General features: G+C 63.0%; 23 protein-coding genes. 17 read left to right on the forward strand and 6 right to left on the reverse strand.

Annotated features, from left to right (window positions below):
* Positions 1 to 171 precede the first annotated feature (171 nt).
* The 5 genes from ACYVNQ_RS30055 (at position 172) to ACYVNQ_RS30075 (ending at position 7,075) form a co-directional block, all read left to right on the forward strand.
* Entirely contained in the window at positions 172 to 2,118 is a 1,947-nt protein-coding gene (locus tag ACYVNQ_RS30055) for a methyl-accepting chemotaxis protein (protein ID WP_460907838.1), read from the forward strand.
* Positions 2,119 to 2,422: 304 nt separating this feature from the next.
* Positions 2,423 to 3,502, forward strand: a complete 1,080-nt coding sequence (locus ACYVNQ_RS30060; protein ID WP_460907840.1) for a sugar ABC transporter substrate-binding protein — start codon at positions 2,423 to 2,425, stop codon at positions 3,500 to 3,502.
* A gap of 34 nt (positions 3,503 to 3,536) precedes the next feature.
* A complete protein-coding gene (locus ACYVNQ_RS30065; RefSeq protein ID WP_460907842.1) occupies positions 3,537 to 5,093 on the forward strand; it encodes a sugar ABC transporter ATP-binding protein in 1,557 nt (518 codons plus the stop codon).
* A 43-nt stretch (positions 5,094 to 5,136) separates the two neighbouring features.
* Entirely contained in the window at positions 5,137 to 5,961 is an 825-nt protein-coding gene (locus tag ACYVNQ_RS30070; protein WP_460907844.1) for an SDR family NAD(P)-dependent oxidoreductase, read from the forward strand.
* Between the two features lie 88 nt (positions 5,962 to 6,049).
* Positions 6,050 to 7,075 carry an ABC transporter permease gene (locus ACYVNQ_RS30075; RefSeq protein ID WP_460907846.1) on the forward strand — a complete coding sequence of 342 codons (1,026 nt, stop codon included), beginning with the start codon at positions 6,050 to 6,052 and terminating at the stop codon, positions 7,073 to 7,075.
* Here ACYVNQ_RS30075 and ACYVNQ_RS30080 read toward each other — a convergent pair.
* The 3 genes from ACYVNQ_RS30080 to ACYVNQ_RS30090 form a co-directional block, all read right to left on the reverse strand.
* Entirely contained in the window at positions 7,072 to 7,356 is a 285-nt protein-coding gene (locus tag ACYVNQ_RS30080; protein WP_460907848.1) for a cupin domain-containing protein, read from the reverse strand. The genes ACYVNQ_RS30075 and ACYVNQ_RS30080 overlap by 4 nt on opposite strands.
* A gap of 92 nt (positions 7,357 to 7,448) precedes the next feature.
* On the reverse strand, positions 7,449 to 8,087 hold the full coding sequence (locus ACYVNQ_RS30085; RefSeq protein ID WP_460907850.1) for an OB-fold protein: 639 nt from the start codon (positions 8,085 to 8,087) through the stop codon (positions 7,449 to 7,451).
* 46 nt (positions 8,088 to 8,133) lie between these two features.
* On the reverse strand, positions 8,134 to 9,150 hold the full coding sequence (locus ACYVNQ_RS30090; RefSeq protein ID WP_460907852.1) for a hypothetical protein: 1,017 nt from the start codon (positions 9,148 to 9,150) through the stop codon (positions 8,134 to 8,136).
* A 453-nt stretch (positions 9,151 to 9,603) separates the two neighbouring features.
* Between ACYVNQ_RS30090 and ACYVNQ_RS30095 the strand changes: the two genes are divergently transcribed.
* On the forward strand, positions 9,604 to 10,227 hold the full coding sequence (locus ACYVNQ_RS30095) for a TetR/AcrR family transcriptional regulator (RefSeq protein WP_460907854.1): 624 nt from the start codon (positions 9,604 to 9,606) through the stop codon (positions 10,225 to 10,227).
* A 128-nt stretch (positions 10,228 to 10,355) separates the two neighbouring features.
* Here ACYVNQ_RS30095 and ACYVNQ_RS30100 read toward each other — a convergent pair whose 3' ends face one another.
* Together ACYVNQ_RS30100 and ACYVNQ_RS30105 are read right to left on the reverse strand one after the other, a co-directional pair.
* Entirely contained in the window at positions 10,356 to 11,522 is a 1,167-nt protein-coding gene (locus ACYVNQ_RS30100) for a porin (protein WP_460907856.1), read from the reverse strand.
* A gap of 371 nt (positions 11,523 to 11,893) precedes the next feature.
* The gene (locus ACYVNQ_RS30105; protein WP_460907858.1) at positions 11,894 to 12,937 is read right to left on the reverse strand and encodes a sensor domain-containing diguanylate cyclase; all 1,044 of its coding nucleotides are present in this window, start codon (positions 12,935 to 12,937) and stop codon (positions 11,894 to 11,896) included.
* Positions 12,938 to 13,151: 214 nt separating this feature from the next.
* Here ACYVNQ_RS30105 and ACYVNQ_RS30110 point away from each other — a divergent pair, with 214 nt between their 5' ends.
* Positions 13,152 to 13,664 carry a GNAT family N-acetyltransferase gene (locus ACYVNQ_RS30110; RefSeq protein ID WP_460907860.1) on the forward strand — a complete coding sequence of 171 codons (513 nt, stop codon included), beginning with the start codon at positions 13,152 to 13,154 and terminating at the stop codon, positions 13,662 to 13,664.
* Between the two features lie 219 nt (positions 13,665 to 13,883).
* Positions 13,884 to 15,341, forward strand: a complete 1,458-nt coding sequence (locus ACYVNQ_RS30115; protein ID WP_460907862.1) for an HdeD family acid-resistance protein — start codon at positions 13,884 to 13,886, stop codon at positions 15,339 to 15,341.
* A gap of 54 nt (positions 15,342 to 15,395) precedes the next feature.
* Here ACYVNQ_RS30115 and ACYVNQ_RS30120 read toward each other — a convergent pair whose 3' ends face one another.
* The gene (locus tag ACYVNQ_RS30120; RefSeq protein WP_460907864.1) at positions 15,396 to 16,787 is read right to left on the reverse strand and encodes an aminotransferase-like domain-containing protein; all 1,392 of its coding nucleotides are present in this window, start codon (positions 16,785 to 16,787) and stop codon (positions 15,396 to 15,398) included.
* Between the two features lie 384 nt (positions 16,788 to 17,171).
* Between ACYVNQ_RS30120 and ACYVNQ_RS30125 the strand changes: the two genes are divergently transcribed.
* The 9 genes from ACYVNQ_RS30125 (at position 17,172) to scpA (ending at position 26,043) form a co-directional block, all read left to right on the forward strand.
* Positions 17,172 to 17,654, forward strand: a complete 483-nt coding sequence (locus tag ACYVNQ_RS30125; protein WP_460907866.1) for an MSMEG_0572/Sll0783 family nitrogen starvation response protein — start codon at positions 17,172 to 17,174, stop codon at positions 17,652 to 17,654.
* 18 nt (positions 17,655 to 17,672) lie between these two features.
* On the forward strand, positions 17,673 to 18,725 hold the full coding sequence (locus tag ACYVNQ_RS30130) for a Nit6803 family nitrilase (protein WP_460907868.1): 1,053 nt from the start codon (positions 17,673 to 17,675) through the stop codon (positions 18,723 to 18,725).
* Entirely contained in the window at positions 18,703 to 19,827 is a 1,125-nt protein-coding gene (locus tag ACYVNQ_RS30135) for an MSMEG_0568 family radical SAM protein (RefSeq protein WP_460908490.1), read from the forward strand. Before ACYVNQ_RS30130 ends, ACYVNQ_RS30135 begins: the two co-directional genes overlap by 23 nt.
* A 2-nt stretch (positions 19,828 to 19,829) precedes the next feature.
* Positions 19,830 to 20,399, forward strand: coding sequence for an MSMEG_0567/Sll0786 family nitrogen starvation N-acetyltransferase (locus tag ACYVNQ_RS30140; protein WP_460907870.1), 570 nt, complete (start codon positions 19,830 to 19,832; stop codon positions 20,397 to 20,399).
* Entirely contained in the window at positions 20,396 to 21,382 is a 987-nt protein-coding gene (locus ACYVNQ_RS30145; RefSeq protein ID WP_460907872.1) for a sll0787 family AIR synthase-like protein, read from the forward strand. Before ACYVNQ_RS30140 ends, ACYVNQ_RS30145 begins: the two co-directional genes overlap by 4 nt.
* A 61-nt stretch (positions 21,383 to 21,443) precedes the next feature.
* On the forward strand, positions 21,444 to 21,728 hold the full coding sequence (locus ACYVNQ_RS30150) for an MSMEG_0570 family nitrogen starvation response protein (protein ID WP_460907874.1): 285 nt from the start codon (positions 21,444 to 21,446) through the stop codon (positions 21,726 to 21,728).
* 78 nt (positions 21,729 to 21,806) lie between these two features.
* Positions 21,807 to 23,096, forward strand: coding sequence for an MSMEG_0569 family flavin-dependent oxidoreductase (locus tag ACYVNQ_RS30155; RefSeq protein WP_460907876.1), 1,290 nt, complete (start codon positions 21,807 to 21,809; stop codon positions 23,094 to 23,096).
* Positions 23,093 to 23,914 (forward strand): Pnap_2097 family protein, encoded by an 822-nt coding sequence (locus tag ACYVNQ_RS30160; protein WP_460907878.1) that lies wholly within the window; start codon positions 23,093 to 23,095, stop codon positions 23,912 to 23,914. Before ACYVNQ_RS30155 ends, ACYVNQ_RS30160 begins: the two co-directional genes overlap by 4 nt.
* The gene (gene scpA, locus ACYVNQ_RS30165) at positions 23,911 to 26,043 is read left to right on the forward strand and encodes a methylmalonyl-CoA mutase (protein WP_460907880.1); all 2,133 of its coding nucleotides are present in this window, start codon (positions 23,911 to 23,913) and stop codon (positions 26,041 to 26,043) included. The genes ACYVNQ_RS30160 and scpA overlap by 4 nt, the downstream gene beginning before the upstream one ends.
* Positions 26,044 to 26,334 lie beyond the last annotated feature (291 nt).

Genomic DNA, 26,334 nt, shown 5'->3' on the forward strand with positions numbered 1-26,334 from the left:
ACGCGGATGCGTAATGCGCGCCGCGCCGGTGCAGCGTCGAAATATCTGCGCGAATCGTTTCAGTTCGGCTTGTGCCCGCCGTAATACCGGTGGATGCGACACGCATAAATGGCATTGGCGGTATTGCGTGTCGCGTTCAGGCAGGTTGAACCAGAAACAGGATTGGGAATCATGCGTTTGTTTGCTCCGGGAATGGCTTTGATGGGGCGGCTCAAGATGTCGCGCAAGCTGATGGTGCTGGCGCTATTGTTCTTGCTGCCGTTGTCGGTATGTTTGTATTCGATCTTGCGCGACGACATGAATGCGTATGTCGCGACCCAGCAGGAACTCGACGGTGTGCGTCTGCTGGAGACGAGCCAGGCGTTGCTGAAAGCGGTACAGAAGCGCCGCGGCGCAAGCGCGACGCTGATGGCGGGTAACCTGTCGACACGGCCCGCGTTCGAAGCGGCCAATGCGGATGCACAGCGTTTGATGGACCTGTTGCATCAACAGAGCGCCGCAGTGCGCACGTTCGATGTCAATGCGAGAGTCGATGCACTATCCGCGCAATACGCGCGGCTCGCTCAAATGCCGCTGACCGGACCCGGCAAGGACGTGTTCGATGCGCACACAGCATTGGTGCGCGCGATCTTCGCTTTCACCGGCGATCTCGGCGAAGCGTCGCAACTGGCGCTCGATCCGGAATCGGCGACTTACAACCTTGCGAATGTCGTGGCGTTTTCGTTGCCATCCGCTGCCGAGATGGCGGCGATTGCGCGCGGCAAGGGTGCGGCCGCGCTAAGCCAGGGGCAAGGGCAACTCGACGCGGTGGATCGCGGCGCGCTAGCGGTGCATGCAACGTTCTTGCGCGATCAGATGGAGACAGTGCGGCAGAATCTCGCGCGCGTGCAGAATTCGCTCGGCGCCGGCAGCGACGATGCAGCGCTCGTGCAGGGCCTCAGCTTCGACGAATTCGATGCATTCGGCAAAACCGTCGCGGGTCTTGCGGCGAATGCAGGGGCCGCGGGTGTCGATGCGACTGCGTACTTCGAATCCGGCACGCGGGCGGTCGATGCCGCATATGGCGCGCACGCGAAGCTCGCAGGCTTGCTCAAGGCCTTGCTTGCCACACGCGCCAAAGATGAAGCGGTCCAGTTTGCCGTGTTGAGCGCGCTCAGTGTGATCTCGGTCGGGCTTGCGCTGTACCTGTTCGTCGCCTTCGCGCGCAGAACCGCCGACGACGTCGCGCACATCGCGCAGTGCATGGAGCAGGCCGGCGCCGGCGATCTGCGTGGCCGGCTGGCGCTGAGCGGACGCGACGAACTGGCCTCGATGAAACAGCGCATGAACGAACTGCTGGTTTCGTTGAGCCGCACCATCACGACGACCAAGGCCAGCGCCGAGTCCGTGCTGACCGGCAGCGAGGAAATCGCAGCAGGCAACCTGGACCTGTCGCGCCGCACCGAAGAGCAGGCCGCGTCGCTCGAAGAGACCGCCGCGAGCATGGAGCAACTGACCGCCACCGTTAAACATAACGCGGATAACGCACGTGAAGCCGGTGCGCTGAGTCGCGACGCATCGGGCAAGGCAACCGGCAGCGGCGCCGTGATTACGCGCGCGGTGGAAGTGATGAGCGAGATCGGCAAGCGCTCGACGGAAATGGCCGCGATGATCACGACAATCGAGGCGATCGCGTTCCAGACCAACATCCTCGCATTGAATGCCGCCGTCGAGGCAGCGCGCGCGGGCGATCAGGGTAAAGGCTTTGCGGTCGTCGCCGGGGAGGTGCGCACGCTTGCGCATCGCACGGCTGCGGCTGCCAAAGACGTAAAGGAACTGATCGGACGCTCGTCGGCTAGCGTGGCAGGCGGTACGCAGCTCTTCAACGACGCGCATGCGGCGATTCGCAGCGTGATCGAATCGGTGAACAACGTGGACGCGATCGTCAACGAAATTGCCGGTGCTTCGGTGCAACAAGGCGAAGGGATCGAGCAGATCAACATCGCGATCGCGCAGCTCGACCGCGCCACGCAGCAGAATGCGGCGCTGGTCGAACAGGCGGCTGCGGCTAGCACGTCGCTGAAGGAGCAGGCGTTGCAGATGGAGGGCGTGGTGGCGACGTTTCGCGTAGCGGGTTGAGTGCGGTTTAGCCTGCGTGCACGGGTAATCAGGTTGGTCTATGAAGGCCCCGGGATTCGTTGAGAAACCTGGGGCCTTCGTTCATTTGCAGCGGCTGGGTAGTGCGAAAAAACCGCGAGCGTCTTTGTCGTGCCTGTCATGAATGCCTTGCAAGGCAGCGGTTTGTGCAGTGCGGTTGAACCGGTTCGCTCGATGCCGATTCGCTATCGGGCGATGCCGCAATCGGATCAAAACGCATCGATATGCATGCCTATAATCCGTCCCACATAGCAGGCACAACAACGAAGAAGAGCGGAGACAACCCATGAAAAACACGCATCGCGCGCCTCTCAAATACCTGACGGCAGCTTTCGCTTTAGGTATCGCCTCGATCGGCGCAGTCCACGCGCAGACACCGATCACGCTCGGTTTCGTCACGCATTCGCAGGGCGATGCCTTTATCCAGCAGATCATCGACGGCGCGCAATCGGCCGCTAAAGACCTTAACGTCGACCTCAAGGTCGCGCAGCAATCCGGCAGCGCGCCGGATGGCCAGCTCAAGCTCGTGCAGAACATCGTCAACGCCGGTGCCGCAGGCGTGGCGACTTCGGTGCCGGGCGAATCGATGACACGCGGCTTGAACGAAATCGTCGCGGCCGGCATTCCGGTGGTTCAGTACAACCTGATCGGCGCGGCGGTCAAAGCGCCGTATGTCGGCGAGCGTTCGACCGAAAGCGGCCGCATTCTCGGCCGCATGGTGCTGGACAAACTGGGTGGCAAGTCGGCCAAGGGCAAGGTGGTGATCGGCAATTGCTTCCCGGGCCTTGCGTCACTGGAGAACCGCGCGAAAGGCGTGCAAGAGTCGCTCAAGACCGCGCCCGGCATTCAGGTGCTCGGTCCTTATGACGTGAAGGTGAGCGCGGTCGAAAACTATAACCACTGGGAACAACTGCACGCGGCCAACCCGGATGCCGTTGCGATGATCGGCCTGTGCGCGCCGGACGTTGCGAGCCTCGGCAAGCTGAACGCCGCGACCGGCGACAGATTCATCGCCGGCGGCTACGACCTGACCGAACAGAACCTGAAGGCGATCAAGGACGGGCACGCCTACGTCACGCTCGGTCAAAGCGCTTATGTGCAGGGCTATTTGCCGATCGCGCTGCTGGTCAACTCGATTCGCAACAAGAGCAAACTGCAGCCGGGCTTCGTCGATGCGGGTACGCAGATCGTGACTGCGCAAAGCGTCGATATGGGCAACGGCCTGCCGAAGTTGAGCTTCGCGCAATTGCAGACGATGTCCGCGTCACCGTCCGCAACGGCCGAATACTACAAGACATGGGCGAAGAGCGTCGATGGCGCGGGTGTGCTCAAGCGTATCCAGCCGATGGCGACAGAAGGAAAGTGAACCCATGCGCGACGGTGCGGCTTCCGGAACCCGTATGAGTGAACGCGCGCTGCACGGGAGCCCTGTGCCTCTCGTGAGCGTGCGTCACCTCGGCAAGCGCTATGGCGGCGTGGTCGCGTTGCGCGACATGAGCCTCGACGTGATGCCGGGCACCGTGCATGCGGTGGTCGGCGAGAACGGCGCGGGCAAGTCGACGCTGATGAAAGTGCTGGCCGGCGCGGTGCATCCCGATAGCGGCGAACTGGTGTTCGACGGGCGGCCGATCACGATCGGCTCGCCAAACGAAGCGCGCGCCTTCGGCATCGGCATCGTCAATCAGGAGTTGAGTCTGTTCCCGGAGCGCTCGGTACTGGCCAACCTGTTCGTGAACCGCGAGCCGCGGCGTTTCGGTCTGGTGTCGCCACGCGCAATGGAAGCGGCGAGCCGCGAACTGCTTGACCAGCTCGGCTTGCAAGTAGACGTTTACGCACCGCTTGGCGATCTGTCGATCGGCGAGCAGCAACTGGTGGAACTGAGCCGCGTGATGCTGGAGAAGCCGCGTGTGCTGATTCTGGATGAGCCGAACTCGGCGCTCAACGAACGCGAAACGGCGCGGCTCTTTGCGATTCTGAAGCGTTTGCGCGAGCAGGGCATGACGATGCTGTACGTGTCGCACCGGCTCGAAGAGGTGTTCGATATCTCCGACACGATCACGATTACGCGCAATGGTGCGGACGTTGTCACCAGGCCGTGCGCCGAGTTGACCATCCCCGAAGTGATCGAAGGCATGATCGGCACGCAGCAGCACGCGCTGTTTCCGCCGCCGCTGCCGCCGCAAGCAGGCCTCGCGCCGCGAAGCATCGACGTGCACGGCCTGAGCGGGTTCGAGCTGAAGGACATTTCGTTCAGCGCGCGATCCGGTGAGATCGTCGGTTTTGCCGGGCTCGAAGGCGCGGGCGTCGCCACCTTGTTCGGCATGCTGTTCGGCACGCGGCGCGCGCAAACCGGCGACGTGGTCTTTCCGGACCGGCGCGCGCTGCCCCGCTCGCCAACGCAGGCTGCGCGCCGCGGCATCTGTCTGGTGCCGGCGGACCGGCGCCACCATGGCCTGATGCTCGACAAAAGCATTCTGTTCAACCTGAGCCATGTGGCGGTCGGCGCGCTGGCGCGCGGCTCCGTGTGGTTCGGCATGGGCGCGGCGCGCTCGCGCGCCAGACGGCAGATCGACCAGTTGCGCATCAAGACGCGCTCAGACGAGGCATTGGCCGGCGAACTGTCGGGTGGCAACCAGCAGAAGATCGTGATCGGCAAGTGGCTCGAAACGAACCCCGACGTGATCATTCTCGAAGACCCGACACGCGGCGTCGACGTCGGTGCGAAGCGCGAAATCTACGAGCTGATCCGGCGCATGTCGGCGGCCGGCAAGATCGTGCTGTTCAACTCGACCGAGTTGCCCGAGCTGATTGGCCTGTGCGACCGGATTCTGGTGCTGTACCGCGGCCATCTCGCCGGTGAACTGAGCGGCGCTGAACTCGACGACAAGGCACTGCTGCATCTGATCAATACGGGCACGCTCGCGAACGGCGCGAGCGCCCATCCGATACCAGGCTGATTGCCGGATTGGCCACGCCCGCAGGGGCAACTGGAGTCACAGCGTGCAACAACTGAACGGAAAAATTGCGGTGGTGACCGGCGCAAGCCGCGGCCTTGGGCGTCGTGTCGCGCTGCGGCTCGCGCGGCAGGGCGCACGCGTCGCGCTGCTTGCGCGCAGCGCGGCCGCGCTCGAAGAAGTGCGTGCGCAGATGCCGGACGGTGGCGCGCAGGCCTTGTGCGTGCCGGTCGATCTGTCGCGCGTGGACGCAGTGGCCGAGGTCAAGGAACACATCGAGGCGCGCCTTGGCGTGCCGTCGATTCTGGTCAATGCCGCCGGTATCTTCGGGCCGATCGATCTGCTCAAGGACAGCGACCCGCGCGCATGGATCGAGACCATCACGGTCAATACGATCACGCCGTATCTGACGTGCCGCGCGTTTGTGGGAGGCATGATCGCGCAGGGCTGGGGGCGCATCGTCAACGTGACGTCGGCGGCGGCGCTGCATGAACCGGGGCCGGTGAATAGCGCCTACGGCACCAGCAAGGCTGCGCTCAACCAGATGACGCGGCACCTCGCAGCCGAACTGGCCGGCACCGGCGTGACCGCCAACGTGATTCATCCGGGCGACGTGAAGACCGACATGTGGGCCGAGATCAAGGCGGCATCAGAGCGTTTGGGCAGCGTGGCCGATGCCTACGTGAAGTGGGCGCAGTGGGTCGAGACGACCGGCGGCGACGATCCGGAAAAAGCCGCCGATCTGGTCGCGGAACTGACAAGCGATGCCGCCGCCAACGTGAACGGCCGCTTTTTGTGGATCAAGGATGGCCTGCAGGCACCGGTACCGAGCTGGGGTACGCCTAACGAGCCGCAGCCGTGGCGCAGCTAGCGCGCGGCGCTTGCTTGAACACCCCATCGAACACCGGCTGCCGAGCCACGCAGCCGACACCTATGCAAAGCACGGAGACAGGCGCGCCATGAACGCCCACAAATCGCAATCCGAACCGGTAGCAGCGCTCGCCGCGCCGACTGTACGACGCCGCATCGGCCTGCCCGACGAACTCGGCGTGGTGGTCGCGCTGATCCTGCTGGTGGTGTTGATCGGCATCGCGCGGCCGCGCTTCATCAATCCGTTCAACCTGCTGACGATCCTCGGCAACACCACGTTTCAGGGGCTGCTTTCGCTCGGCATGGTGTTTCTGCTGGCGATCCGCGAAATCGATCTGTCGGTTGGCTGGATGTTCAACTTTTCCGCGGTGTTTTCCGCCACGCTGATGGTGGCCGGCTGGAATCCATGGCTCGCCGCGTTGTGCGGCATCGGCTTCGGCGCGATGCTCGGGATGGTCAACGGCATCCTGTCGGTCGGGCTGCGCCTGCCGTCGATCATCGTGACGCTCGGCACGTACTCGATGTTTCAGGGCTTGTCGCTGGTCGTCAACAAGGGCCGGGCCGTGGTGCCGTCCGACACGTCGAGCGCGTTTTTCTCGCTGGTATCAGCCAAGGTGTTCAACATCGTGCCGGTGGTCGCGGTGGTGTTCGTCGCAATCGCGATCCTGCTGCATGTGGTACTGCGCCGTACGCGCTTCGGCTATCGCGTGCAGGCGGTCGGCAGTAATCCGGATGCGGCGCGGCTCGCCGGTATTCCGCTTGGCTGGGTGCGTCTGCAGACGCTGGTGCTGATGGGCGCGATCGCGGGTTTGTCGGGTGCGATGTACGTCGGGTTTCGCGGCGCGATCGATCCGAATGAAGGCTCCGATTTCGCGCTGATCGTGATCGCCGCGGTGATCGTCGGCGGCACGCCGCTATCGGGCGGCGCGGGCACGGTGATCGGCGCGGTGATCGGCATGCTGATCATTCAGGTGATCAGCAGCGGCATCGTGTTCTTCGGTATCGATGCGACGTGGAGCACGTTCGTGACCGGCGCGGTGATCGTACTGGCGGTCACGCTCGATCAACTCGTGAAGTTCCAGCGCAAGCGCAGCAGGGCGCGTGCGAAAGGCTAACCGGCGGCGTTAGTGACCTGCTTGCGTCCGACCAGGTACTGCACGCCTTGCGCACCGTACTGTTCCGCGTGAAGAACGTTGGGCTGCAAATGAAACACATCCCCCGTCTGATAGAGCCGTTCGTCGGCGCCGATGCGGATACGAAGCTCGCCCGCGAGAATCAGCGCCTTGGCTTCGAACGGGTGGGTATGCTCATCCATCGTGCCTGCTTCACGCATGACGGTAACGGGCTCGGCAAAACCTTCCTGCGCGAGAGCGGCGGTAAATGCATCGCGTTGCATGGTGGGGTCCCCTTGTCGGCGGGCTTGCCGATCGATCGGGTAGTGTACCGCCGGCAGCGCGCTCGCAGAGACGAAGATCGAGCGCCGTCACATTACTGCTGGCTGACGGTCTTGCTCGCTTTGGCCGCTTTATTTGCCTTGCCCGTCTTGCTGGTTTGCTTCGCGGAAGCAGCCGGCGTCGACGCAGCCTGCGCGGTATCCGCCGCGCCCGCCGGCAGTTTCTCGAACTTGGCTTTCGCGAACACAAAGCGGCATTGAGCGCCATTCGAGTCGACGTCTGCCTTGGTCGCCAGCACGCCGGTTACATCGATACGGTCGCCGGCATTCAGCCCGGTGGTGCGCTTCTCGTTGACCAACAGGTCGTCGCGGGTCGTGGCCGTGCCGACGCAGCGGGCGTCCACCGGGTCCTTGAAGACGATCACGAATTTCCCCGGTGCGTTCGGCATCGGACCGTCGACGTGCGTGACTCGCGTGACGATGCCGGTCACCACCAGCCGCCGCTGGTCCCATTTCTGTTTCGCGTTGTTCTCGTTGGCGGTCCAGTCGGTGGCCATCGCGCCCATCGTCGTGCGCTGCGCGTCTTGCAGGCCGCGAAAATCGAGGCTCAGCACGTCGCCGGTGGTGTCGAGAAAATCCGACGTCGACGCCATGCCGCTATCCATCGATTGACAGCCGCCAAGCAGCGCGGCGAGCAGCGTGCAGGCTGCCGTGTATTTGAGTGTCGTGTTCATGTCGTCGTACCGTAGGTGTGGTGAGGAAGGCGCGGCCAGCAGCGGTTCAGATGCCGAACAGCGAGACCGCCGTGCACAGCAAACCAGTGCACGCGGCGGGGGTGAAATAGAACGTCTGCTGCTTGCCGTCCGGCAACCCGAGGCCGCCGATCAGACCGCTGCCGTTTGCGCCCTGGCCGTTGGCCTGCTGGACAAATGCCGTGCCCGTGGTGGCCGGATCGAGCCCGGTGAAGCTGAAGCTCGATGCTTGCGACAGGTCCTTCGCATAAAGCGCGACCATGCTGCCGGACAGGAACAGCTCGGTACGAAAGCGGAAGCCGCGTGCGCCTTCGCTGTTCAACTGGCCGGTGAAGCCGGCGTCGTCGGTGGCGAGCGCGGGGATCTCGTAGCTGTACGTCGAATTGCCGACTGAGCTCTTTTCGTAGATCGACCAGGTCGAGCCGTCGCCGAACGACGAGGCCGGCGAGGTGTTGTAGAAGCCGCTCGCGCCTTGCGAGTTGGCCTGCGTCAGGTAAGCCGCCTGAGTAGTTGCCTGCGCCAGCACCTGGTACGTGTAGGTCGCCGCCGAGCCGTTGTCCTTGCGGTACAGGTAAAACGCGTCGCCATTGACCGCGAGTGCGCCGGCCCAGCGAAAGCCGCGGCTGCCTTCGTCGCTTGCCTGCGTCACGAACGCGGTGGTGCCCACTGGCGCGTTTTGCGCTTCGTAGCTCCAGGTGGTCGCGGCATCCTTGACGAAGACGGAGAGCTGTTCGAGTGGCGGGGTGGTGCCAAACGCGAAGTCGCTCAGGTAATGAAAGCCTTGAGCGCCCTGGCTATTCGCGGTGGCGACGAATTGCGCACGGCTGGTGGCGGGCGCCACGCTCTGATACGCGAAGGTGGAAGCGGCCGCGGTGCTGCTGGCCGGCGTCGATGTAGACGGCGCGCCGGAGCCGCCGGCCGCCGTACTGCTATTGCTGCTGCCATTATCGTCGCCGCCACAAGCGGAAAGTGCGGCGGAAAGTGCGAAAGCCGTTGAAATGGCGCATGCCAGCGTGACGCGTTTCAATATTGCAGAGTGGATCATTCTGATTCTCTCAATACGATAGCCGTGTTTAAGCGCATTCCACGCGATTTAAATCGCGGAATGAATAACCGATCACGGCGAACCATAGCGGTTAGCCAATAGGCAAAAAGTACTGGCCTGCCTATATGCCTGCAGGCAAGCGTCTGGCGTTTAAAGGTCGAGCCGGCTGCGTCTGGTTACCCCGCATACCGTAATCCAAATTCCCATTTTGAATTCCCTGTGACACGGATTGCAGTGCTGCTGAACGGCGGTTATTGAAATTGAATGATTCGAATACTGTAGTGTTCAATTCCGGCCAAATGATATATATCGGTCTACCTTGATGTCAACCGTCTTTTGTGCACGCTTTGGGACGGCATGCATAGGGCAAATCAGGGCCGCCGCGCTGTGCTTCAGGGCTCGATGCTAAGATTCGGGGCTGATTGCAGCGAGCGTCGTACAGGAGGCGTGACAATGCGCGCAAGCAAGCGCCAGATCGTGGTCGACAAGGCCACCGAGTTGTTTTCCAAACATGGCTTTCACCCGGTAGGGGTCGACTGGATCATTGACGATTCCGGCGTCGCGCGTATGACGCTTTACCGGCATTTCGTCAGCAAGGACGATCTGGTGCGCGAAGTGCTCGAGCAGCGCTATCAATACATCGTCGACAGCATGGAAGAGCGGCTGCGCCCATTGACTGATCCGGTACAGCGGGTCAAGGCGATGTTCGACTGGTACGGCGCGTGGTTCGAGACACCGGAATTTGCCGGTTGTCTTTTCGAACGGGCGTTGGCGGAGTTCGGCACTGAATATCCAAAGGTATCGGAAGTCGCTATCCGCTATCGGCAGAAAATCGCTCGCTGGATCGAGGAATTGCTGAAGGACATCGTGCCGCCGCATACCGCGAAGCAACTGGGCAGCGTGTACATGATGCTGCTCGATGGCGCGACGGTCGACGCGCGTGCGTTCAATGATCCAGCGACCGCGAGCCGCGCGTGGGGCGCGGCGGAAGTGCTGTTGAAGCAGGCGATGCTCTCCGCCGACACGGCAGCGCCATCGCCATCGACGCCATCATTGACACCCGCGTCAAAGCCCTGAGCGCGTAAACGTCAAACGGGGCATGCGCGGGATGTTCCCCACGCATGCCCCGCACTGATGCATACGGCACATGCAAAAAGCCAAGGCCTGCCGCGCACCGCGAGGCGCGCAGCAAGCCTGCCAGCCCTTTAGAACTTGTGACGGATACCGACGCGGAACGCCAGCTGGTTCTGCGAGTTCGTGCCCGAGTTACCGAAGAACGAGTTGCTGTCGCCGATCTGCGCTTGCAGGTTGGCCGTGCCGACCTTGCCGCTGGCGTCCTGATAGATACCGAGCAGGTAAACGTCGGTACGCTTGCTGAGCGCGTAGTCGAGTGCTGCGTTGACCTGGTTCCAATGGCCGTTGCCTGCGCCCGACAGGTGCATGTACGTGTAGCCGAGGCCGAGCGACAGCGCTTGCGTGAACGCCCACTTGCCGCCTGCTTCATACGCGGTGTAGGTGGTCGAACCGAGCGAGATCGGCTCGAGACGCGTGTTGGTGTACAAGCCCCACAGCGTGGCCGGACCGAACGTGTAGCGGGCGCCGCCGCCGAACGTACGCAGGTCCTTGATCGTCGAGCCTGCGGCGGTGGACGTGGTGGTCGAGTTGAAGTTCGCGAGGTTCAGCGGGAAGGCCGGCGTGGACAGGGCCGGGAACTTGATGTCCGTGTACGCTGCGCCGACGCTCACGCCGCCGAACGCGTAGTTCGCGCCGAAGCTGTACGTGCGCGACGAACCCGTGGCGGCGCCGACCGTCGGTGCACCGCCGAATGCGCCAGCCTGGTTCGAGAAGCCGTACAACGCGCCGAACGTGAAGCCGTAGAAGTTTGCGCTGCTGAACTTGACCGAGTTGTTGATGCGGCTCGACGTCAGCTGGTCGATATCGTTGATGTGGTACGCGTAGTTGCCGGCGACCGTGTTGCTACCGGTCGAGAAGCTGCCGAGCACGTCGGTCGACAGCGAGTACTGGCGGCCGAACGTCACAGCGCCGATGTTGTCCTTCGACAGGCCGACATACGCTTGACGCCCGAACAGTGCGCCGCCCTGGCTGGCCGTGCCGTTGCCGCTGTTGAAGCCGCCTTCGAGCACGAAGATCGCCTTCAGACCGCCACCCAGGTCTTCCGTGCCGCGCATGCCCCAGCGGCTACCCTGTGCGACGCCGTCGTCGTACTTGAAGATTTTCTGCGAGTTGGCACCGCTATGGTTTGCGTAGCTGATACCTGCGTCGATGATCCCGTACAGCGTCACGCTGCTTTGTGCGTGCGCAGCCCCAGCGAAGGTTGCGAGCAGCGCGGTGGTCAGTACTTTCTTGTTCAAAACGTTCTCCGATGTTTTAAGAATGATTCGCTCGACACGCCGGCGCGCATCGCGACTTCGGGTACAGGCCGCAAATTTAACGGTAATGTGACAAAACGCAAACATGACATTGCGCTTACCCGGGGCATACGTCGCGCAAAAACGACAACTGCCCGATACGCGCATGAAGGGGCTGCCAGATTTCGCGTTTTGTGTTTAGCGGTTATGTCTATCGAGATACATCGGAGAGCTGTGAGGGGCGCCGCACGGGGCACCGCACGAAGAAAATGTGCTTTGAACGGGTTTCGCTGTGGTTCGGCTGCGGGCGCCGCGAGCTCTCTGCGGCGCCTCTGCGAAGGCAACTTTTTCGCTGCTTTAATGAGGTCGTTGCATTACCGTGAATGCGATTTGAAAGCCTCGCCTTGCATGCCGGCACGGTCTACCGCGGCGATGCGGTTGCGGCCATTTTCCTTCGCATGATAGAGCTGCGCGTCGACCAGATTGATAAACGTGGTGCGCTCCGCTTGTGCGCCGGGCACGATCGTGCCGACGCCGAAGCTGGCTGTCACGCGCTGTTGATGAGGCGAACGCACATGTGCGATGTCCGCTTCGGCGAGCAGCGCGCGGCAGTGGTCGGCCAGTTTGACGGCACTGTCGGCGTCGGTATCGGCGAGCACCAGCACGAACTCTTCGCCGCCGAAGCGGCCGAGAAAATGTTCCGGTCCGGCTGCTTCGCTCAGCACGTGGGCCACGCGCTGCAGACACTCGTCGCCTTGCAGATGGCCGTAGTAGTCGTTGTACGACTTGAAGAAGTCGATATCCACCATGATCAGCGACAGCGGACGGCCTGACGCTTGTGCCGCGGACCACGTACGCTCCATCACATCGTCGAACATCCGGCGGTTGCCGGTGCCGGTCAGGCTGTCGTGGAACGACAGGCGCTCGAGCTCTTTCTGCAATTGCGCGAGCTTTTCCTCGGTACGCTTGCGTTCGCTGATGTCGAACATGAAGCCGATCAGCGAGTCGACCTCGCCGTCGGCGTTGCGCACGACGTGCACCACGTCGCGCAGCCACACGTAGCCGCCGTCGCGAGTCAAGGCGCGATAGTCGGCTTCATGATCGGTACCGGCCTTCGATTGTGCGACGCAGAAATTGACCACGGCCTCGCGGTCGTCCGGATGCATCCGCTCGGCCCAGTCGTTGACGGTTTTCCACGACGACGGCGCCCAGCCCAGCAGGGTTTCGATCTGCGGACCGATATAGGCGAACGCCATGGTCGCCCAGTCGATCTTCCACGGGATCGCCTTGGTCGATTCCAGCAGCGTGCGGTAGACGGCGCTGTCGTCGTCGCCGAATACCCGGTTCGGCGGCGCGAGAGAGGCTTCGTGCCGCAGGAATGCGGCCTCGAGTGAGTGGGGGCGATCGTGGTCCGTCATGATGGTTTGCGTGTGGTTGCCGGATATCGGTGCGTTGCTGTTCGTATCAACGGCAGCGCGTGGCGTTTTCTGAAGGGATGGAATGGTTTTCCACTATGGCGTGGGAAGTGCGGCAGATATTGGCTACATAAAATCGCGAAAACTCCGCTAGTGAAGTTTGTACAGGCCGGCCTTCATGCAGGTTCCAAAGGCATAAATGTAGAGGCACAAAAAAATGAGCACGGTTCAATTGCGCCACGCAACGCGCGCAGACGCCGCGGATCTGATCGCGGCCAATCGGGACAATCAGCAATACCACGCACCTTGGGTCACTACCTTTACCGATCAGACAGGATTCGACCATTGGCTCGCGCGCACGCTGAACGGGCCGAACATGGCGCTCATTGCGCGCGAAACCGCATCGAACCGCGTAGCCGGGGTGATCAATCTCACTGCAATCACCGGCGGTGCATTTCAAAGCGCTTACCTCGGATACTACGGCATGAGCGAGTTTCGCCGCATGGGCCTGATGACGGCGGCACTTCGCGCCGCGGTGATGCTCGCGTTCGAGGAGCTCGGCCTGCATCGTCTCGAAGCAAACATCCAGCCGGAAAATATCGCCTCGATCGCGCTGGTGCGCCGGCTCGGTTTTGGCAAGGAAGGTTACTCGCCGCGTTACCTGCGCATCGACGGCGTGTGGCGCGACCACGAACGCTGGGCGCTGCTGGCCGATGCGGCGGCGCACTAGCCGCGCTTCGCACTGCATCACCCGCAACCCGACAATATCGTCCTACGAAACGACCGCGCCACGCGTGATCGATTAGCGCCAATGCGCCGTGAAATCCGCACTATCATGCGTTGTGTTGCGTGACGTGCGATGCACTCCGCGCGCATGCCGCGGTACATCAAAGCCGCCGCATTTACGTTCCGCTTCAGCCACGGTTCGCAAGCACACGGAGGATGAGCCATGGTCCGTCTCGTGATGATTCTGCTGGGTGTCGACTACCTTCGCACTCGCTGGCGCGAACTGATGGCCATCGGGTTCGTCAGCTTCGCGCTGGGCGTCGCGATCTTCTGCGATGCGCTCGACGGCGCACTGTGGTTCCCGATCATTCCGTTTGCGGCGCTGCTGCTGCTCGAAGGTGTCGCCACCGTGGCGGTCGCATGGACCGGCATGGGCGGCCAGCGTACGCTGCGCTACGTGAAGGGCGCGACCTTCGTGGTGTCGGCGGGGCTCGTATTGGCGGGCGGCGAGCACGGCAACTTCATCCTGTCGATGATCTTCGGCACGCTGTTCCTCGTGGACGGTGCGCTGCAAATCATCGCGGCGCGCGTAGTGCGCTATCGGACGTGGAAGATCGCAATCGCAGGCGGCCTGCTCGAAATCGCCATTGCGATCTTTTTCTACCAGCCGTATCCGGATCACTATGCAGGCACCGTCGCGTATTGCGTGGCGTTCGGCCTGCTGTTCGGCGGCTGGAACATGTCTCTGCTCGCATTGCGCGTGCGGCGTATGGCGGTGAACCCGGCCGTGGCCGATGAACAGCGCACCGAACACAAGCCCGCAGCAGCGACTGCAGCGACCAGCGCGGCGCCGCACGATGCCCCCGCGCCATCCGCGTCGCTGTCATGGGACGGGCCACCCGAACCGCACGAAAAAGCGCTGACGGTACACGTATGGACACCGGTCGAGTCAGCGAAGGGCGAGGCGCGCCGGCAGTTGATCGTCGATCGGTATATCGCCGCGGTCGACCGCAACGGTGCGATTTCGACCGGCCATGCCGCGCTCGAATCGGCGGAAGGGATTTACATCAGCCTGTATCCGGCGATCGAAATCGAACGCGCGCCGGACGAGTTCTCGCGCATTCTGCGCGCGACACGCGACAACGACGTGCCGGGGATTTTCCAGCCCGACTATGCGACCGAATCGCACGCGTGGTGTCCATCGACACGGCAGGTGCGCATCCGCAATTACGATCCACAGCGGCTCGAGCGCTTCTGGGCCGAGTATCGCCGCAACGAGACCTACAACCTGACATACCGCAACTGCTCGAGTACCGTCGCGAAGGCGCTCGAAGCGGCGATCGAGGGCGCGTCGGCGCGCGCGTGGGGCAAGGGCGGCGGCTGGCGGCCGCTGCTGCACATCGCGACCACGCCGGAACTCTGGGTCGCGGCGCAGGTGAGAAAACGCGCCGCAACGATGGCATGGACGCCCGGCCTCACACTCGATTACGCACGCGCGCTCAGCATGCTGGCGGACCCGCGTCCTTCCGGCTGGGTGAAGATGGCGCGCATGGCGCTGCGTACGATGTACCAGTCGCGGCAACGCTGGCGTGCTGAAAAGGCGGCCGCGCCGAACATCGACGATGTGGATGCGGCGCCGGCACAGCAAGCCAACGCGGCGGATGCCAGCGTGGGGCGCTAGCCGGCAGATTCCGGGTGTCTGGCTGAAACACCATACGACGCATCCACGAACCCGTCACATCATCGGCATATGCAAATGATGCGGATCGTTCAGCGTCTGCCCGACCCGTTGCAGCGCTTCGCGGCAACCGTCGCGATCCTGCGGGCCGCCGAGACACACGCGAATCGCATTCGGCGGATTGCCATCGGTCGAGAACGCGGCCCCCGCTACCGCACCCACGCCCTGATTGCGCAATTGCATCGCTAGCTCAGGTGCACTCCAGTCGCAGTGCTGCGGTATCTGCAACCACAGGTGAAAGCCATCCTGGTGCGCGTCATATTGCCAATCTGCCAGTTCCTGCCCGGCAATCGCCTGGCGCGCATGCGCTTCACGGCGAATCGCGTCGAGCATTTCGTGGGCGGTGCCGTCGTTGATCCATTGCGTGGCCAGCAGCACCGTGAAGGGACTCGGCATCACCGTGGTGGCTCGCAACGCACCGGCGATGCGCTGGGTCTGCCGCGCGGTCGGCGAGCGCAGATACGCGACGCGCAAACCGGCACCGAAGGACTTCGAAAAGCCCGTCACGTAATACGTCAGTTCGGGGGCAAGCGCTGCGAGCGGCGCCGGCGTGCTGGCGGGCAATGAGCCATACGCGTCGTCTTCGATGATCGGCACGCTAAAACGCAGCGCGACATCGGCGAGCGCTTCGCGCCGTTGCCCCGATAGGGTCAGCGTGCTCGGATTCTGCAAGGTCGGATTGCAATAGAACGCCCCCGGCTTTTCGCTTTTGCATAACGCTTCGAACGCATGCGGCAACGGACCTTCTTCATCGCGCGGTAGCGGTTGCAGGCGCACGCCGAGCTGCGACGCAATTGCCTTGATACCCGGATACGCAAGCGTGTCGACGCAGATCGTCTCGCCGGGGCGAGCCAGCTGCGAGACGAGCGCGACCAGCGCGCTATGAATGCCGGGACACACCAGCACGGTGTCGTCTTCGCACGCGGGCAAACGCGTTCTGAGCCACGCACGGCCTGCCGCGCGGTCGTCGGCGGTACCGCCGAAATCCTGGTAGCGCAGCAGCCGGTAAGGATCGCTGTGCGCGAACAGGCTAGCCGCCGATTCGCGCAAACGCGCGGCCAGTTCCGGCGGTTCAGGCGGCATGTTCATCGACATCTCGACACTGCTGCCGCCTGCCAGCGGCAAGGTCTGCGTGCGGCCGCGCACGAACGTGCCGCTGCCGGCGCGCGCATCGAGCAGGCCGCGCTTGCGTGCTTCCGCGTAGGCGCGCGCGATGGTTGTGTAGTTCAGCTGTAATGCGCTCGCCAGATCGCGCAAGCCCGGCAAGCGATCGCGCGGCCGCAGGCGGCCGCTCGCCAGGTCTTCCTCGATCAGGTCCGGTATCACCAGATACGCGGGCTTGCGGCTTTCGGCAAGCCGCTTGAGCCAATGATGCGTCGAGCTATCCATGCCAGGTATTCCTTAACGGGTCGCTAAAAAAATAGCATGCCGCGCGAGTCAAAAACAGATTTCTTTTTGATTCGATTGGATGCCTGATTGCATTGATTGGATCAATGCACGCTTGCGGTGTTTTGCGCACTACAGGTACGCACAAAGATCGCGCGCGGTGCGCAGGGACGGTGCGTAAAACGCATCGCGCAATTTACCGAAAAACCTTGTCCAGCAAGGGTTTCAGATATTTTTTCGGGCCGCTCGAACATTTGCGCTTTGCTTGATTGGAAATTGATTGCATGAAGCGGGCCGGAAATTGGCATAACCGTTGCATTAAAGGCTGCGCCAACCCGCTAAACGGTTGAGCAATCCGATCAATGACATGAGCTATTGGAGAGCCCCATGCCCGCCGTCAATAAACCTTTGCATCAGAAAGGCGACTTCCTCGTCGACTACGAAGAAAAAGTTTTCCCCGACGTCAAGGCCGAACCCGGCGAGAAGGCGCTGGTGACCTTTCACACGGTTGCGTTCGAAGGCTCGATCGGTTTCGTCAATCTGCTGCAGGCCACCCGTTTGCAGCGCAAAGGCTTCGACACGTCGGTGCTGCTTTATGGGCCCGGCGTGACGCTCGGCTTGCAGCGCGGCTTCCCGACGCTTGGCGACGAGGCGTTCCCGGGCCATCTGAACTTCAACAAGCAATTGATGAAGTTCATGGAAGAAGGCGGCAAGGTGTACGCGTGCCGCTTCGCGCTGCAGGCACTGTACGGCCAGGGCGAAGCTTCGCTGATCGAAGGTATCCGGCCGATCAATCCGCTCGACGTGCTCGATCTGCAGCTGCTCCATCGCAAAGAGGACGCGCTGATCATCCATACGTGGACGCTCTGAGCACGACAGGGGCCGATCATGTCCGAGCAGCGAATCATCCGTGCCGCGGCGGTGCAGATCGCCCCGGAATTCGAGCGTCCCGGCGGCACGCTCGAAAAGGTCTGTGCGGCAATCGACGAGGCCGCCGGTAAGGGCGTGCAACTGCTCGTCTTTCCCGAGACCTTTGTGCCGTATTACCCGTACTTCTCGTTCGTGCGGCCGCCGGTCGCATCGGGCGCGGAGCATATGCGGCTGTACGAGCAGGCCGTGGTAGTGCCGGGCCCGGTGACCCAGGCCGTCGCCGAACGCGCGCGGCGTCACCGGATGGTGGTGGTGCTCGGCGTCAACGAGCGCGATCACGGCAGCCTGTACAACGCGCAACTGATCTTCGACACCGACGGCCGTCTGGTGCTGAAGCGCCGCAAGATCACGCCGACCTTCCACGAACGGATGATCTGGGGGCAAGGCGATGCCGCCGGCCTGAAGGTTGCGCACACATCGATTGCGCGGGTCGGCGCGCTGGCGTGCTGGGAGCACTACAACCCGCTGGCGCGCTACGCGTTGATGACGCAGCACGAGGAAATCCACTGCAGCCAGTTTCCGGGCTCGCTGGTAGGGCCGATTTTCGCCGAGCAGATCGAAGTGACGATCCGGCATCACGCGCTCGAATCCGGCTGTTTCGTCGTCAACTCGACCGGCTGGCTCACCGACGCGCAGATCGATTCGGTGACCACCGATGCGAAGCTGCAAAAAGCGCTGCGCGGCGGGTGCTTCACCGCAATCGTGTCGCCGGAAGGGCAGCATCTGGCCGAGCCGCTGCGCGAAGGCGAAGGCATGGTCATCGCCGATCTGGACATGGCGCTGATCACCAAGCGCAAACGGATGATGGACTCGGTCGGCCACTATGCGCGCCCGGAACTGCTGAGTCTTGCGATCAACGAGCGTCCGGCGCAGCCGGTCGTATCGATGGCCGCCACGTTCGAACGGACCGGCGCGCACGCGTCGATCGAAAGCGACCCTGGCGTAAGCGACCCTGTCGAAACCGCCTCTGGAGGTAAAGATGAACGGTATGAACCTGCATTCGTCGGCTGAGCCGGGCGCGGAACGCAGCATGATGGAGTTGCGCACCGAACTGCAATCGACGGGGCTGCGGCTGGTCGATCCGAAGGCGGGCGCGGCGAGCCGGCGCGGTGGCGCGGGCCCATCCGATCACAAGGCGGTGACGGTTGACGGCGTGACGATCATGGTGCCCGTGCATACGGGTTCCGCATGGGACTCGCCGTTCGTTGCGGGCGCACCGGATGAGTCGGGTGTCAGCGCGCTGATGCGCGGCACGATACCGGTCGCCAACATCAGCTTTCCGCAGGCGCCGCGTTTCACGAAACTGCAGACGCTGGATGGCGTGCCGTATTCGCACATCGCGACGTTGCATAGCAGCGACGTGCTGGCGACCACGGTGCTGCAAACCTGCATCCGCTACGAAAGCCGCAAGAAAACTTGCAAGTTCTGCGCAATCGGACAATCGCTGGCAGCGGGCCGCACGATTGCGCGCAAGACGCCCGAGCAGCTGGCCGAAGTGGCGCGCGCCGCGGTGCTGCTCGATGGCGTCAAGCATATGGTGCTGACCACCGGTACACCGCCGACGCCGGATCGCGGCGCGCAGATCCTGTGCGAAAGCGCGTTCGCGATCAAGGCCGCGGTCGATCTGCCGATTCAGGCGCAATGCGAACCGCCCGACGACGACCGCTGGTTCGAACGCATGAAGGCGAGCGGCATCGACGCACTCGGCATGCATCTGGAAGTCGTCACGCCGACGGTGCGCGAACGCATCATGCCGGGCAAGGCGAGCGTGCCGCTATCGCGCTACATGGAAGCCTTCAAAGCTGCGGTGGCGGTGTTCGGACGCGGCCAGGTCAGCACATACATTCTCGCGGGCCTCGGCGACACCGCCGAAGCAGTGCTGCAAATTTCCCGCGAGCTGATCGCGCTGGGCGTGTACCCGTTCGTGGTGCCGTTCGTGCCGATCAGCGGTACGCCGCTCGAAGATCATCCCGCCCCGACGCCCGAGTTCATGAAGTCGATCCTGATGCCGCTTGGCGCGATGCTGCGCGACGCGCAGATGCGTTCGGCGGATATCAAGGCGGGTTGCGGAAAATGCGGCGCATGTTCGTCGCTGGCATCGTACGAGGCATAACCATGTTCTGCGAAGCGCTGGATGAACTCGATACCTTGCCGCTGGCCTTCACGCCTGCCGAGTACCGCGTGAAGTGGGCGACGCTGCCGTGGGAAAGCAATGAAGCGTATGCGTTGCGGCGCGCGGTGTTCTGCGTCGAACAAGGCATCTTTGTCGGTGACGACCGCGACGAGATCGATTGCGACGCGACGCAGCTGGTCGCCCTCAGTTGCGTGGCCGGCGTGCCCGAGCAGGTAGTGGGCACGGTGCGGATTCATCAAACGGCGCCGCGCGTGTGGCTTGGCTCGCGTCTCGCGGTACACGCGGCGTTCCGTTCGCACGGCAAGCTCGGCTCGACGCTGATTCGCCTCGCCGTCAGCAGCGCGCATGCACTCGGCTGCGATACGTTTCTCGCACACGTGCAGAGTCAGAACGTGCCGCTGTTCAGGCGTCTGCGTTGGCAGACCGTTGCGGAAGAGACCTTGTTCGGCCGCTTGCATCACCTGATGGAAGCGGACCTCTCGCACTATCCGCCGTGCTTCACGCCGGAAAGCGGCTTCGTCACGTCGTCGTCGTCGCGGGGGCGCTCATGAGTGTGCAAGCACTGGTCGAACGGTTACGCGAAAGCCGCGGTTTTCGCCACAAGACCGATATAGCGGGCGTGGTCGCTTCGCTCGCCGCGCGGCTGCCGCGCGGCGTCGACGATCTCGCTCAGGCGGTGGCGGTCGGCGACGATTGCGCCGCCATTGCCGACAGCGACGGCTTTCTGCTGTTCGCCATCGAGGGACTGGTCAGCGATTTCGTCGAAGCGCTGCCGTGGTTCGCCGGCTATAGCAGCGTGATGGTCAACGTCAGCGATGTCTACGCGATGGGCGGCCGGCCGCTGGCTGTGGTCGATGCGCTGTGGAGCGACGGGCAGCAGGGCGCCGAACAGATTCTTGCCGGAATTGCGGCTGCTTCGAGTGCGTACGGCGTGCCGGTGGTGGGCGGCCATACCAACACGCGCAGCACTCAGGCGCAGCTTGCGGTGTCGATCATCGGGCGCGCCCGCGCGCTGCTATCGAGTTTCAACGCGCGCGCCGGCGACCGGCTGCTGATGGCCGCCGATCTGCGCGGACGTTTTGAAGACCCATATCCGTTCTGGAATGCATCGGTCGGCGCACCCGCGCAGCGTCTGCGCGGCGATCTCGAACTGCTGCCGCAGCTTGCGGAGAGCGGTCTTTGCGATGCCGCGAAAGACATCAGTATGGCGGGCGTGCTGGGTACCGCGTTGATGTTGCTCGAATGCTCGGACGTCGGCGCGCGTATCGATCTCGATGCGATACCGCGGCCGGCAGGCGTGGACTTCGAGCGATGGCTCAGCGCCTTTCCAAGCTTTGGTTTTTTGCTCTCGGTGCGCGAGCAGCATGTCGACGAAGTGCTCGCACGCTTTCGCGAGCGTGATCTGGCCTGCGCGGCAATCGGCGTAGTCGACCGATCGCGCGAAGTGGTGGTCGAGCAGCAAGGCAGCGCCGCACCGCTATGGCGCTTCGCGGACGGGCCGTTTATCGGCGCACCGTCGGGAGCGCGCGCCTGAGCGCTGGGTAAGCAGCAGCTCGCGCAATTATCACGTGAACCGGTTGTTTAAAGGAATCGCCATGCCTGTCATGCACTTCAGGGTTCAATGGCCCGATGGTACGGAGGTCAACTGTTATTCGCCATCTACCGTAGTGGGCGAATTCTTCCATGCCGGGCAGCGCTATGCGTTGGGTGATTTTCTCGAGCGGGCCCGCAAAGCGCTGCAGATCGGTTCCGAGCGGGTGCGCGAGAAATATGGCTTTGCCTGCTCGGCGGCCATGGATCAGCTCGCGCAGATCGAACGGCAGGCGCAGAACTTCGCGTCGGATCCGCACGCGCAGGTGAAGGTCGTTGCGCTTACGTGATGGTCGAACCGATGCTGCCCGGCCAAACGAAAACGCGCAGCAACCCGAAGACATCTCTATCGAACGCAGGAAAAGATCATGTCTAACGCGTCATTGATTGCTCAAGGCGGAACGAGCGAAGTTCCGCATTACACGGTTATCGTCGTCGGCGGTGGCCAGGCGGGCTTGTCGATCAGCTATTACCTGAAGGAAGCTGCGATCGACCACCTCGTCATCGAGAAGCAGACGGTCGTGCACACGTGGCGCACGCAGCGCTGGGACACGTTTTGCCTCGTCACGCCGAACTGGCAGTGCGCGCTGCCGGGTCATCCGTACAGTGGTGCCGATCCGCATGGGTTCATGAAGAAGGATGAGATCGTTGCGTATCTGGAAGGTTTTGTGTCGATGCTCGATGCGCCGCTGCTCGAGCATACCGAGGTAAGACGCGTCGTGCGCCAGCCGGGCGGACGTTACGCGGTTTCGACGTCGAGTGGCGAATTCACCGCCGATCATGTGGTGGTGGCGGCAGGCGGCTATCACACACCGATCGTGCCGCGCATGGCCGAACGTTTGCCGGTGGATATCGCGCAGTTGCAGTCATCGGCATATCGCAATCCGGGGGCGCTGAAAGAAGGCGCAGTGCTGGTAGTCGGCTCCGGTCAGTCGGGCGCGCAGATCGCCGAAGATTTGCATCTGGCGGGCCGTAAAGTGTATCTGGCAGTCGGCGAAGCGCCGCGTTGCGCGCGCTTTTATCGCGGCCGCGATGTGGTGGACTGGCTTGCCGACATGCGTTACTACGACATGCCGGTCGAGCAACATCCGCTGCGCGAGGGCGTGCGCGACAACACAAACCACTACGTGACCGGCCGCGACGGCGGCCGCGATATCGATCTGCGGCGTTTCGCGTCGGAGGGTATGGAACTGTTCGGCCGCCTCGACGAGCTGCGTGACGGTCAGCTGCAATTCGCGCCGAATCTGATCGAAAATCTCGACAGTGCTGACGACACCTATAACCGCATCAACGCCAGCATCGATGCGTTCATTGCGAAGCATGGCGTCGAAGCGCCGCCGGGTGTGCGTTATGAGGCAGCGTGGCGACCCACTGAAGAGCGCACATCGCTCGATGTGGCAGCGAGCGGCATCACGTCGGTGATCTGGTGCATTGGCTTCAGGCCCGACTTCAGCTGGCTCGATGCACCGATTTTCAACGGGCGTGGTTATCCGGCCCACATGCGCGGCATCACACCGCAGTCGGGCTTGTATTTCATCGGCCTGCCGTGGCTGCATACATGGGGATCCGGGCGCTTCTCCGGCATCGCGCGCGATGCGGAGCATGTGGTCGGCGCGATTCGCGCGGCGCTCTCGCCATCGAAGAGCCTCGCCGCATGACGACGCTGCGCAGCTATCGGGCCGGCATGCCGCAATTGAGCTATACGGGGCTATCGGAAAACTGGCTGTTGAAGGAATGCGGCGACCATCATTGGGATGCGCTGGCCGCGCACGCCGGACGTGCGACGCCGGACTTCGGCGACGACGACGGGCATCGCTCATATGCAGCGTTTACCGCCGTCCGCTTGCAGGCCTACGGTTTCGATGCAGTGCGCGAGCGCGACGCGTTCGACATCGGCACGACGCTATGCCGGACCGGCCCCGTGCGGCACTTCAGCACGCATCGCGTGATGCGCGGCGATGCGCTGCTGGCGCAGGTGTCGATGACATCGACGTTCGTCACGCGCGGCGCGGCGCGCAACAACCGTTCGGTTGCGCGCGCAACCCTGGCGGCACTGCCGGGCGAACTGAGCCCGGTGCCCGATGAAGGATTGCCGATGATCGAACTAGGCAGGCGCCTGAAGGCTGGCGAGGTAGCAAAACAGAACGGCCTTGCAGCGGTCGCCGCAGATGCAGCGGAATTCCTGCCTTGCCCGAACAGCGATTTCAACGGCGCGGACTTTCTCTACTTCGCAAATTTCCAGTCGTTCGTCGATCGCGCGGAATGGCAGCGGCACCGCTTCACGGAGCCGCCGGTCGTGACCACGCGCTCGCTGTACTACTACGGCAACATCGATCTCGGCGATGCGCTGTGCGTACGGATTGCCGGCGAGCGAAACAATGCGCAAGGCCTCACGCATTGGACTGAAGTGCACCGCAAGAGCGACGGCCGCAAGATTGCCGACGTGATGACCGAAAAACGCTGGAGGCAGCGATGAGCGTGTCGGATACGGCTCGGCGCCGTGCGGTGCCGCTTAAGCCGTTGTACACGGCTGAGGATCTCGACGGTGTTGCGCACCTCGGTGGCCTGCCGGGCGTGGCGCCATTCGTACGCGGCCCGTATGCATCGATGTACACAGAAAAATCGTGGACCATCCGCCAGTACGCCGGCTACGCGCATGCGGCGGATTCGAATCTCGCGTTTCGCACGGCGCTGAAGGAAGGCGCGCAAGGCTTGTCGGTGGCCTTCGATTTGCCGACCCAGCGCGGCTACGATTCCGACGATCCGCGTGTGAGCGCCGACGTTGGTTTGACGGGCGTCGCAATCGATACCGTTGAAGATATGAAGCGTCTGTTCGCCGGCATCGCGCTCGACAAGACTTCCGTATCGATGACGATGAATGGCGCGGTGCTGCCGGTGCTGGCGGCCTATATCGTCGCTGCGGAAGAGAGCGGCGTACCGCCCGCACACCTGACTGGCACGATCCAGAACGACGTGCTGAAAGAGTTCATGGTGCGCAACACGTGCATCTTCGCGCCGCAAGCGTCGCTGAAGATCGCAGCGGACGTGGTCGAATATCTGGCGCAACATGTGCCGCGTTTCAATGCGCTGTCGGTTTCGGGGTATCACCTGCAGGAAGCGGGCGCCGATCCGGTGTTGGAGCTGGCGTTGACGATGGCGAACGCGCGCACTTACGTGGCGGCCGCGATCGCGCGCGGCATGCGCGCGGACGACGTGTGCGAGCGTATGAGTTTCTTTTTCGGTGTCGGCACGGATTTTTATGTCGAGATCGCCAAGCTGCGCGCGGCGCGCCTCGTGTGGTCGGAACTTGCGCAACAATGCGGCGCGAGTTCGAACAAGGCTCGCGCATTGCGCATGCATTGCCAGACCTCGGGCTGGTCGTTGACCGCACAAAAGCCGATGAACAATGTAGTGCGCACAGCCATCGAAGCACTGGCCGCGGTGTTCGGCGGCACGCAGTCTTTGCATACCAATGCGTATGACGAAGCGCTCGCACTGCCGTGTGCCGAATCGGCGCGTCTCGCGCGCGACACGCAACTCGTGCTGCAACACGAAACCGGTGTGTGCGACGTGATCGATCCGTGGGCCGGCTCGTACATGATGGAATCGTTGACCGCCGATCTTGCGCAACGCGTGCAGGCCTTGCTCGAAGAGATCGGGCAACACGGCGGTGTGATCGAGGCGATCGAATCGGGCTGGGTGCGGGAGCAAATCGGTCGGTCTGCGCTCGCGGTGCAGGCCGAGATCGAAAGCGGGCAGCGCACCGTGGTCGGCGTGAACCGCTACGTGCACGGCGATGAAGAAGCGCCATCGGCGGATCTGCAACTGCATGCGCCGGAGATTCGTGCGCAACAGATGCGCCGGATTGCGGAAGTAAAGGCGCACCGTAATGCAGCGCGCGTGAACGACGCGCTCTCGCAGCTGACAGCCGCGGCAGGGACCGGTACGGGTAATCTGCTGCAGCACACCATCGCCTGCATTCGTGCGCGCGCGACGATCGGCGAGTGTACGCAGGCGCTTGAATCGGTGTGGGCCCGTCATGCGGTGCAGTTGGACGTGCGCGACGGTGTGCTCGGACCGATGCTCGAAGCGCAACCCGATTGGCGCGATGCATGTGAAGCGGTATCGCAGACCGCCGCCGCGCTCGGCAGACGCCCGCGCATTCTGCTGGCCAAACTCGGCCAGGATGGCCACGACCGCGGTGCGCGCGTAGTGGCTGCCGCGTTGACCGATGCGGGCTTTGATGTCGTAACCGGCGAGCTGTTTTCGTCGGCGGCACAAGTGTGCGCACAGGCGTTGCAGCACGGCGCGGACGTGGTCGGCATTTCGTCATTGTCCGGCGCGCATCGTGAACTCGCTGCGCAACTGCTTGTGGAACTGCGCAGCCGCAAGCTTCAAATACCGGTGATCATGGGCGGCAACATAGGATGCGACGACAGGGCTGCACTAAAAGCGCTAGGCGTGACGGAATGTTTTTCGACTGGCGCGAGTCTGGCAAACATCGTTGCGACGCTTGCTGCGATTTGCCGCGCACGCGGCGCGGCTGCGGCTGGCAGAAGCGAACACGCCGCTCGCGGCGCAACACTGAACGCAGCCTTGACGTAACGTTGGATAGCACGGGTCAATTGCGTTAAAGGCACAGCATTCGCTTCGATCTATCTGCGCGCGCAGTTTGCCATCCTGTCGCATCGATCTTGGCGGTGCTGCTGCACGTGCCGACGATCAAGCCGCTCGATACGGCAACCATCGTGCGCTAAGCGCAGCGCACTGCATCAGCTTTAGCGCGTGCTTTAAAGCACGCGCCATGGCAATTAAACATCATTCGCATTTACCGCGGCGCTATAAAATTTCTAGTCAAAATTTGTCAGCATCTTGATCCCATTCGCTGACTATGCC

It is taken from the genome of Paraburkholderia jirisanensis, assembly GCF_054782355.1.

What these genes read in the sequence shown, in the direction of transcription:
- ACYVNQ_RS30150 (WP_460907874.1), top strand. Translation starts at nt 21,444, where the DNA reads ATGCCTGTCATGCACTTCAGGGTTCAATGGCCCGATGGTACGGAGGTC.
- ACYVNQ_RS30115 (WP_460907862.1), top strand. Translation starts at nt 13,884, where the DNA reads ATGGTCCGTCTCGTGATGATTCTGCTGGGTGTCGACTACCTTCGCACT.
- ACYVNQ_RS30085 (WP_460907850.1), bottom strand. Translation starts at nt 8,087, where the DNA reads ATGAACACGACACTCAAATACACGGCAGCCTGCACGCTGCTCGCCGCG.
- ACYVNQ_RS30065 (WP_460907842.1), top strand. Translation starts at nt 3,537, where the DNA reads ATGAGTGAACGCGCGCTGCACGGGAGCCCTGTGCCTCTCGTGAGCGTG.
- ACYVNQ_RS30110 (WP_460907860.1), top strand. Translation starts at nt 13,152, where the DNA reads ATGAGCACGGTTCAATTGCGCCACGCAACGCGCGCAGACGCCGCGGAT.
- ACYVNQ_RS30120 (WP_460907864.1), bottom strand. Translation starts at nt 16,787, where the DNA reads ATGGATAGCTCGACGCATCATTGGCTCAAGCGGCTTGCCGAAAGCCGC.
- ACYVNQ_RS30095 (WP_460907854.1), top strand. Translation starts at nt 9,604, where the DNA reads ATGCGCGCAAGCAAGCGCCAGATCGTGGTCGACAAGGCCACCGAGTTG.
- ACYVNQ_RS30090 (WP_460907852.1), bottom strand. Translation starts at nt 9,150, where the DNA reads ATGATCCACTCTGCAATATTGAAACGCGTCACGCTGGCATGCGCCATT.
- ACYVNQ_RS30130 (WP_460907868.1), top strand. Translation starts at nt 17,673, where the DNA reads ATGTCCGAGCAGCGAATCATCCGTGCCGCGGCGGTGCAGATCGCCCCG.
- ACYVNQ_RS30060 (WP_460907840.1), top strand. Translation starts at nt 2,423, where the DNA reads ATGAAAAACACGCATCGCGCGCCTCTCAAATACCTGACGGCAGCTTTC.
- scpA (WP_460907880.1), top strand. Translation starts at nt 23,911, where the DNA reads ATGAGCGTGTCGGATACGGCTCGGCGCCGTGCGGTGCCGCTTAAGCCG.
- ACYVNQ_RS30155 (WP_460907876.1), top strand. Translation starts at nt 21,807, where the DNA reads ATGTCTAACGCGTCATTGATTGCTCAAGGCGGAACGAGCGAAGTTCCG.
- ACYVNQ_RS30125 (WP_460907866.1), top strand. Translation starts at nt 17,172, where the DNA reads ATGCCCGCCGTCAATAAACCTTTGCATCAGAAAGGCGACTTCCTCGTC.
- ACYVNQ_RS30145 (WP_460907872.1), top strand. Translation starts at nt 20,396, where the DNA reads ATGAGTGTGCAAGCACTGGTCGAACGGTTACGCGAAAGCCGCGGTTTT.
- ACYVNQ_RS30055 (WP_460907838.1), top strand. Translation starts at nt 172, where the DNA reads ATGCGTTTGTTTGCTCCGGGAATGGCTTTGATGGGGCGGCTCAAGATG.
- ACYVNQ_RS30105 (WP_460907858.1), bottom strand. Translation starts at nt 12,937, where the DNA reads ATGACGGACCACGATCGCCCCCACTCACTCGAGGCCGCATTCCTGCGG.
- ACYVNQ_RS30160 (WP_460907878.1), top strand. Translation starts at nt 23,093, where the DNA reads ATGACGACGCTGCGCAGCTATCGGGCCGGCATGCCGCAATTGAGCTAT.
- ACYVNQ_RS30140 (WP_460907870.1), top strand. Translation starts at nt 19,830, where the DNA reads ATGTTCTGCGAAGCGCTGGATGAACTCGATACCTTGCCGCTGGCCTTC.
- ACYVNQ_RS30135 (WP_460908490.1), top strand. Translation starts at nt 18,703, where the DNA reads ATGAACCTGCATTCGTCGGCTGAGCCGGGCGCGGAACGCAGCATGATG.
- ACYVNQ_RS30075 (WP_460907846.1), top strand. Translation starts at nt 6,050, where the DNA reads ATGAACGCCCACAAATCGCAATCCGAACCGGTAGCAGCGCTCGCCGCG.
- ACYVNQ_RS30080 (WP_460907848.1), bottom strand. Translation starts at nt 7,356, where the DNA reads ATGCAACGCGATGCATTTACCGCCGCTCTCGCGCAGGAAGGTTTTGCC.